This is a genomic window from bacterium (genome assembly GCA_030654305.1).
Lineage (GTDB): Bacteria > Krumholzibacteriota > Krumholzibacteriia > LZORAL124-64-63 > LZORAL124-64-63 > PNOJ01.
The window spans coordinates 1-6,993 of the sequence record JAURXS010000010.1; the positions used below are offsets into that span (position 1 = coordinate 1).

General features: G+C 73.3%; 6 protein-coding genes. 5 read left to right on the plus strand and 1 reads right to left on the minus strand.

All coding sequences use genetic code 11. The features are described 5' to 3' along the window. From Q7W29_00290 to Q7W29_00310, 5 genes are all read left to right on the plus strand, one after another. Nucleotides 1-741: FtsQ-type POTRA domain-containing protein (locus Q7W29_00290; protein ID MDO9170252.1), on the plus strand; the 741-nt coding region annotated here is incomplete at its 5' end. After that, complete coding sequence (ftsA, locus tag Q7W29_00295; protein MDO9170253.1) at nucleotides 731-1,951, plus strand: cell division protein FtsA; 1,221 nt, start codon at nucleotides 731-733, stop codon at nucleotides 1,949-1,951. The genes Q7W29_00290 and ftsA, both read left to right, overlap by 11 nt. Before the next feature lie 133 nt (nucleotides 1,952-2,084). After that, a complete protein-coding gene (ftsZ, locus tag Q7W29_00300) occupies nucleotides 2,085-3,671 on the plus strand; it encodes a cell division protein FtsZ (protein ID MDO9170254.1) in 1,587 nt (528 codons plus the stop codon). Between the two features lies 1 nt (nucleotide 3,672). Continuing rightward, nucleotides 3,673-5,322 (plus strand): tetratricopeptide repeat protein, encoded by a 1,650-nt coding sequence (locus tag Q7W29_00305; protein MDO9170255.1) that lies wholly within the window; start codon nucleotides 3,673-3,675, stop codon nucleotides 5,320-5,322. Nucleotides 5,323-5,372: 50 nt separating this feature from the next. Then, on the plus strand, nucleotides 5,373-6,821 hold the full coding sequence (locus Q7W29_00310; GenBank protein ID MDO9170256.1) for a tetratricopeptide repeat protein: 1,449 nt from the start codon (nucleotides 5,373-5,375) through the stop codon (nucleotides 6,819-6,821). A gap of 51 nt (nucleotides 6,822-6,872) precedes the next feature. On the opposite strand, the gene Q7W29_00315 is transcribed toward Q7W29_00310, so the two are convergent. Further along, on the minus strand, nucleotides 6,873-6,977 hold the full coding sequence (locus Q7W29_00315; protein ID MDO9170257.1) for a L28 family ribosomal protein: 105 nt from the start codon (nucleotides 6,975-6,977) through the stop codon (nucleotides 6,873-6,875). Nucleotides 6,978-6,993: the final 16 nt, after the last annotated feature.

A 6,993-nucleotide genomic window follows, 5' to 3' on the forward strand; every position in this document is an offset into this window, starting at 1 on the left:
GCCGAATCCAACGAGGTGCGCGGCGAGATCGCCGTCGTCGTGGGCGGCTGCGCGCTCTGGCTGCTGACGGCGTCGAAGTTCGCGGTGGCCCGCGTCGAGACGGACCGCTACCGGTTCACCGACCGCGCCGAGCTGGAGTGGCGCCTGCGCTGGGCGCTGGGCCGCAACATGTGGCGCTTCGACACCGCCGCGTTCACCGACTCGCTGCGCCTGCTGCCGTGGGTCCGCGACGCCGAGGTCACGCGCCTGCTGCCCTCGACCCTGCACGTCCGCCTGCAGGAGTGGCGGCCGCAGGTCGTGGTGGCCGGCGGGGGGGACCGCGACGTGCTGGTCGAGAACGGCCGCCGGCTGCGGTTGCCCGACGTGCTGCCGCCGCTGGACCTGCCGCTGCTGGTGGACCGCGTCGGCGACGCCGGCCGCGGCCTGCCGCCGCGCGACGCCGACATGCTGCGCGATCTCGTGGACGCCGTGCGCGGCACGGGGCTGGAGACGGCGCACCCGGTCGATTTCGTCCTGCGCGACGAGCGCGGCCTGTCGCTCGTGCTGGCGGGAGAGGGCGGCCGCCTGATCCTCGGCCGCGAGGGCTTCACCGCGCGCCTGACGCGGTATCTCGGCGTCCGGGACAGCATCCCGGACAGTTGCATCGTCGACCTGCGCTTCCAGGGCCAGGTCTCGGTCGAAAAACCGGCTCCGCCCGACACCACGGAGCCGACGCGAGAGAAGGACGACCATGGAACATGATCAGCTGATCGTCGCCTGCGACCTCGGCAGCACGGAATTCCGCGTCCTGGTGGCCGCGCCGTCGCCGGAGGGGGGGCTGACGGTGCTCGGCACGGGCAGCGCCGAGGCGGCGGGCTTCCGCGACGGCGACTTCGTGGACGTCGGGTCCGGCAGCCGGGCGATCGCCAAGGCGGTGCGCGCCGCCGAGGCGTCGGCGAACGTGGACATCGCGGGGTTCTGCTACGGCATCTCCGGCTCGCACCTGCGCTCGCTGTGGGCGCGCGGTCAGCACAAGATCGGGCCCAACCGCCGCGCCGTGGACGCGCGCGACGTCGAGGCGGTCCTGGAGAAGGCCACCAGCATCGCCATCCCGTTCGATCACGCCATCCTGGCCTCGAATCCCGTGTCCTACACCGTGGACGGGATCCCGGGCGTCGTCGACCCGCTCGACCGGCCGGGTTCGCTGCTGGAGGTGGACGCCTACCTCGTCACGGGTTCCAGCAGCGTCCAGCACAACCTCGAGCACACGATCGAGAAGTCGGGCTACCACGCCGCGAGCTGGCACATCGACGCGCTGGCGACGGCTTCGGCGCTGCTGTCGCCGCAGGAGCGGCAGGAGGGCGTGCTGCTGCTGGACATCGGCGGGCTGCACACGCAGTGGGTGATCCACCGCTCCGGCCGGATCGCCGGCAGCGGCGCCGTTCCCTGGGGCGGCGTGCACATGACCAACGACCTGGCCCACGGCCTGCGCGTCAGCGCCGCCGAGGCCGAGACCATCAAGCGGCAGCGAGGGCTGGCGCTGCGCAGCCTCGCCGAGGACGTCGATCCCGAGGTGCTCTTCGAGGAGGGCGAGCCCGACGAGTCGCCGGGGCTGGTCGCCGCGATCCTGGAACCCCGCCTCGAGGAGATCGTCTCGCTCGTGAAGCGCGACATGGGGCAGGACTTCCAGCAGTCCCTGCTGCACCGCGGCGTCGTGGTGACCGGCGGCGGTTCGCGCTGCGCGGGCACCGAGCAGCTGATCGAGGAGGTGCTGTCGCTGCCGGCGCAGCGCCGCCTGGCTCCCCTGGGACTGTCCGGGGGCAAGCCCCTGCCCGAGGGCCAGTGGGCCACCGCGGTCGGCCTGGCCTTCTGGGCGCTGGGCGGCGGCCAGGACGCCGGCGCGGAGGGCGGGCCCGGGGAACCGCCCCACAGGCCGAAGGGCTGGCTCGGGGGGCTGTTCCGCCGCCGTTGAGCGGGATGGCAAAAAACCACGACCCCTGGGGAAAAACCTGTTGGACACCCCCAGCATGATGTGTTAAGAAATAAGTCAGCATTCCGTTGAGATCCACCGACGGCACACCCGATCACGGAGGAGAGGGGCTGTCATGTTCGAACTCGTCGAACCCACCGAGAGACTCGCCAGGATCCGCGTCGCCGGCGTCGGCGGCGCAGGCGGCAACGCCATCAACCGCATGATCGATTCCGGTCTCGACGGTGTCGACTTCATCGCGGTCAACACCGACCTGCAGGCCCTGCACTCCTCGCGCGCCGACACGGTGCTGCAGATCGGCTGCGTGACCACGCGCGGTCTGGGCTCCGGCGGCGATCCCGACGTCGGCCGCCACGCCGTCGTCGAGGACGAGACCCTGGTCCGCGACGCGCTCGAGGGCAGCGACATGGTCTTCGTCACCGCCGGCATGGGCGGCGGCACCGGCACCGGCGCCGCGCCGGTCGTGGCCCGCATCGCGCGCGAACTCGGCGCGCTGACCGTCGGCGTGGTCACCAAGCCGTTCCGCTTCGAGGGCCGCGTCCGCCTGCGCCAGGCGGAAGCCGGCCTCGCCGAACTGCGCGAGTCGGTGGACACCCTGATCGTGATCCCCAACGAGCGGCTGCTCGAGGTCGTGCCGCCGGACACGTCGATGACCGAAGCCTTCCGCTTCGCCGACACCGTGCTCTACGAGGCGACGCGCGGGATCCACGACATCATCATGAAGCCCCACATGGTCAACCTCGACTTCGCCGACGTGCGCTCGGTGATGCAGGGCATGGGCGTCGCGCTGATGGGGACGGGCAAGGCGACCGGCGAGAACCGCGCCGAGGTCGCGGCGCGCGCGGCCATCAGCTCGCCGCTGCTCGAGGATGTCGACATCCGCGGCGCGAAGGGCGTGCTGGTGAACCTCACCAGCGCCGAGGTCAGCCTGAAGGAGACCAACGCCGTGATGAGCCTCGTGCAGGAGGCCGCCGGCGACCAGGCCCACATCATCTTCGGCTACGGGATCGAGCCGGACCTGGGCGACACGCTCCAGGTCACGGTCATCGCCACCGGCTTCGACCGCGGCGGCGTGTACGAGCCCGTGGCCAAGCCCGCCGCCGTCGCGGCCCTCGCCGCGGCCGCCGTCGACGAGACGCCCGTCGCGGCTGAACCCGCGGCTGAAGAGCCCGCGGCCGCAGAACCCGCGCCGCCCGCCTGGGACGCGCCTGTCGACGAGACCATCGGCGCGGACGAGCCGGCCGAACCGTCGTTCGCCGCCGCGCGACTCGACGAGACGCCGGTCCTGTCGTTCGTCGACTTCGAACCCGACTTCGCCGCGGCGGCCTTCGCGGAGGAACCCGCGGACGGCACGGACGAGGGGATGCCGGAGGAGGCCGCGCCCGCGCCGCCGATCCTGCGCGTCATGGCGGCCGCCGCGGGCGCCGCCGCGTCGTCGGTCGTCCTGCCCCCGGCCGCGGCCGCCTGGCCCGCGGCCGACGCGACGCTGCGTTTCGACGACGAGGAGTCGGATCTGGCGGCGCCGCCGCCGGCCGCGACCGGCCGCGCCGCCCGCGTCGACTCCAACGTCGTGCCGCTGCACGAGGTGCGGGAGCTTTCCGACCGCCTGGCGCCGTCCGGCCGCCGCACCGCCGCGCCGGTGGGGGAGGCGGCGCGTCGCGATCTCTCGGAGCCCGCGTACACCCGCAAATACCTGGACTGAGATGCCGCTGTGGGGCAAATGGTGGGGACGCCGGAGCGGTGACGCGCACCACTCCGGCGTTTCGCTTTGCGAGCAGGGCCGTTACGACGAGGCCCTGCCCCTGCTGCGCGCGGCCGACGCCCTCCGGGAGGGTCGGGCCACCCCGCTCTCCGACTTCCACCTGCGCCAGTGCCTGACCCAGCTGGGCCGCCGGCTGGTGAGCGCGGGCGATCCCGCCGGCGCGGTGCCCCTGTTCGCCGAAGCCGCCGACCGTTGGCCGACCTACCCGGACCTCCACTTCTGGCACGGCGTCGCGCTCGCCTCGACGGCCCGCTGGGAGGAGGCGCTGGACGCGGCGCGCCTGGCCCTGAGCCACAACGCCGACTACGTCGAGGGCCGGCTGCTCGAGGCCGCCGCCCTGGGCAGCCTGGACGACGCCGAGCGGGCGGCGGCCAGCCTGAACGAGCTGCTGGCCAGCGGCCGACGCGTCGAGCACCCGCTGATCCGGCACCTCGCGGGCGCGGGGCGTTTCACCGCGGCGAACCTGCCCGACAACCTGCTCGCGCTGCTGCGCGAGGCCGCGGACGCCTCCCGCGACGGCGATCGGGTCCGCGAGGCCGTCGAGACCTGCCGGTCGGGCGCTTGGGACGAGGGGATCGCCCGCATGAGCGAACTCTGCGCGACGAACCCCACCTACCCGGACCACCGCGTGCGCCTGGCGGCGGCGCTGTTCCAGACCGGCCGCAACACCGAGGCGTTGGCCGAGGTCGACCAGGCCCTGCGCCTCAACCCCCGCTACCGCACGGCCGCCCACCTCAAGGCCCTGATCCTCGCCGACCAGCACCGCTTCCGGGACGCGCGCGAGGTGATCCTGGCCCAGGACGAGCTGACCGACCCCATCGCCGGCCACCCCGGGGAGGCGCTGTTCTGCGCCTACCTGAACGCGTCGCTGGCGCTGCTGACCGGTCGGCGCGACGAGGCGCGCCGCGCCCTGCACCCGTGGCACGACCTCGCGGCCTCGTTCCCCATGGCGGAACTGCTGCTCGCGGCGGCCGACGAACTCGACGGTCAGCAGGACGAGGCTCGCCGCCGGCTCGAGGACCTCTGCGAGAAGTGGTTCCTCGACGCCGACTACCACCACTTCCTGGGCAGCCACCTGCTCTCGTCGCAACGCTGGGACCGGCTCGGCAAGCTGCTGGAGCAGTGGCCTCACCTGGATCAGGCCCCCGGGGACCCGCGTCGCGCCTACCTGGCGCTCCACCTGAAGCTGGCGCAGGGAGGCGCGGCCGAGCCCGCGGATTTCCCGCCCGCTCCGGCCGAGGCGCCCGCCTGGCGCCTGCTGCGGGCGCGCTCCCTGGCGTCGTCCGGGGCTTGGCTGGCGGCCCTGCCCCTGCTGCGCGAGCTCGTCGAGGAGGGCGAGGCGACCGAACCGCTGGCCGCCCTGCTGGTGCGGGCCTACCTGATCCTGGACGACACGGGGGAGGGATCGACGCCCGATGCCATCTCCGACGCGCTGCTCCAGGAACGCCTGGGGCTGTTGCACCGCCAGGAACGGAGCGCCCAGGCCATGGGCCTGCTGCGCCGCCGCCGGGAACTCTCGCCCGAGGACCTGCGTTGGACGTGGCTCGATCCGTCCTTCTGGCTCGATCCCATCCGGCGCTGGATCGGCTGAACCGGCGTCGCGACGGGCGATCCCGCCGCAGTCGCCGATCGGAGTCTCGCGTGAAGCATCTCGTCCCGTTGTTGCTGTCACTGCTCGCCGCCGTCGCCGTCGCGCAACCGGCGCCGCCGGTGCGTGGTGGAGGCGGCGGCACCGCCGCGGACTGCACCGAACCGCTCGCCCTCTACCAGGCCGGCCAGCGGCGAGCCGCCGAACCGGGACTCGCCGACTGCGCGCAGGATCCCGACGTCGACGTGGCGGTCCTGGTCGCCCTCGCGGTGCTGACGCTGGAGGACGGGCGCCTCCAAGACGCGCTGTCCTGGGGCTCCCGCGCCGTCGCGAACCACCCCGACACGCCCGACGCCCGCTACTGGTACGGTCGCGCCCTGCTCGCTTCTGGTGACCTCGCGGCCGCGCGGGCGCAGTGGGAGCAGGGGCTCGCCGCCGGCGCGGAGCACCCGGGCCTGCTGGAGGCCATGGCCCGCCTGCTGCTGGAGCAGGGCGAGGAGCAGCCGGCCTACGGGCTGTTCACCCAGCTAGTGCGCGTGACCGGGGGCACGCCGAACGTCCACAAGACCCTGTCGCGGATCGCGCAGAAGCGGGCCCTCTGGCGCCAGGCGCTGGCCCACTGGGCCGACGCGCTCTCCTACGGTTCCCCCTCCGCCGCCGACCTGCGCAGCGCCGTCGAACTGGGCATCATGGCCGGCGATACCGCCTACGCCGTGACCACCGGTCGCGAGACGGTCCGACGCGACGACAGCGCCGCCTCCTGGGCCGTGCTCGGCGAAGCCTATTTCGCCGCCCGTCGCTACCAGCAGGCCGAGACCGCGCTGAGGACCGCCCTCGCGCGGGACGCCGACCAGGCGGCCTCGCGGTTCCACCTGGCCAACACCCTGGAGCTGCTGGGACGCCAGGAGGAGGCCGACGCCGAATTCCGCCGTTACGTCGCCGTCGCTCCCGAGGACCCCATCGGGCATTTCAACTTCGCGCTCCACCTGGAAGGCCGCAGCCGGCTGGCCGAAGCCCTGCTCGAAGCGACGCGCGCCTGCCAGCTGGGTCCGCGTGTCTTGGAGGCGCGGCTGCTGAAGGCGCGACTGCTGGAACGTCTCGGCGACGACGGCCGGCTGCTGAACGAACTCGCCGGCATGCTCGCCGACGGGGTCGGCAACGCGGCGAAACTCGGGACGTGGCGCGACGAGGTGCTGGCCCGCCGCCAGCGGGAGGTCGACCTGCTCGCCGCGGGGCAGGTCCTGCTGCTGCACATCGCGTTGCCCAACGAGGAGGCGGCGACCCTGGTCCGCGGGGAGATCGCGGCCGGCGTGGACTTTGCGGCCCTGGCGACCTCGTACAGCGTCGGGGCCGCGGCTTCGACCGGCGGGGACATCGGCTGGCTGGATCCGCGTCAGATGGCGCAACCCCTGCGCGGGGCGGTGTCGGCGCTGGCCCCGCAACAGATCAGCCCCCCCGTCGCGTCGGGAGGGCTGGTCCATATCTTCAAGAGGCTGCGCTGATCTGGCGGGAAGCGGTATCGGGATCCCGGCGATTCAGACGACCTTGCGCACTTAGACGACCTTGCGCACAGCGCCGGCCTTGATGCAGCGCGTGCAGACGTAGCCCCGGCGGACCGTGCCGTTCTGCTCGAACTTGATCCGCTGCAGGTTGGGCAGCCAGCGATGGCGCGAC

Bases quoted from the DNA above. Each gene is read 5' to 3' on its own strand.
- ftsA (MDO9170253.1), top strand. From the start codon at position 731: ATGGAACATGATCAGCTGATCGTCGCCTGCGACCTCGGCAGCACGGAA.
- ftsZ (MDO9170254.1), top strand. From the start codon at position 2,085: ATGTTCGAACTCGTCGAACCCACCGAGAGACTCGCCAGGATCCGCGTC.
- Q7W29_00305 (MDO9170255.1), top strand. From the start codon at position 3,673: ATGCCGCTGTGGGGCAAATGGTGGGGACGCCGGAGCGGTGACGCGCAC.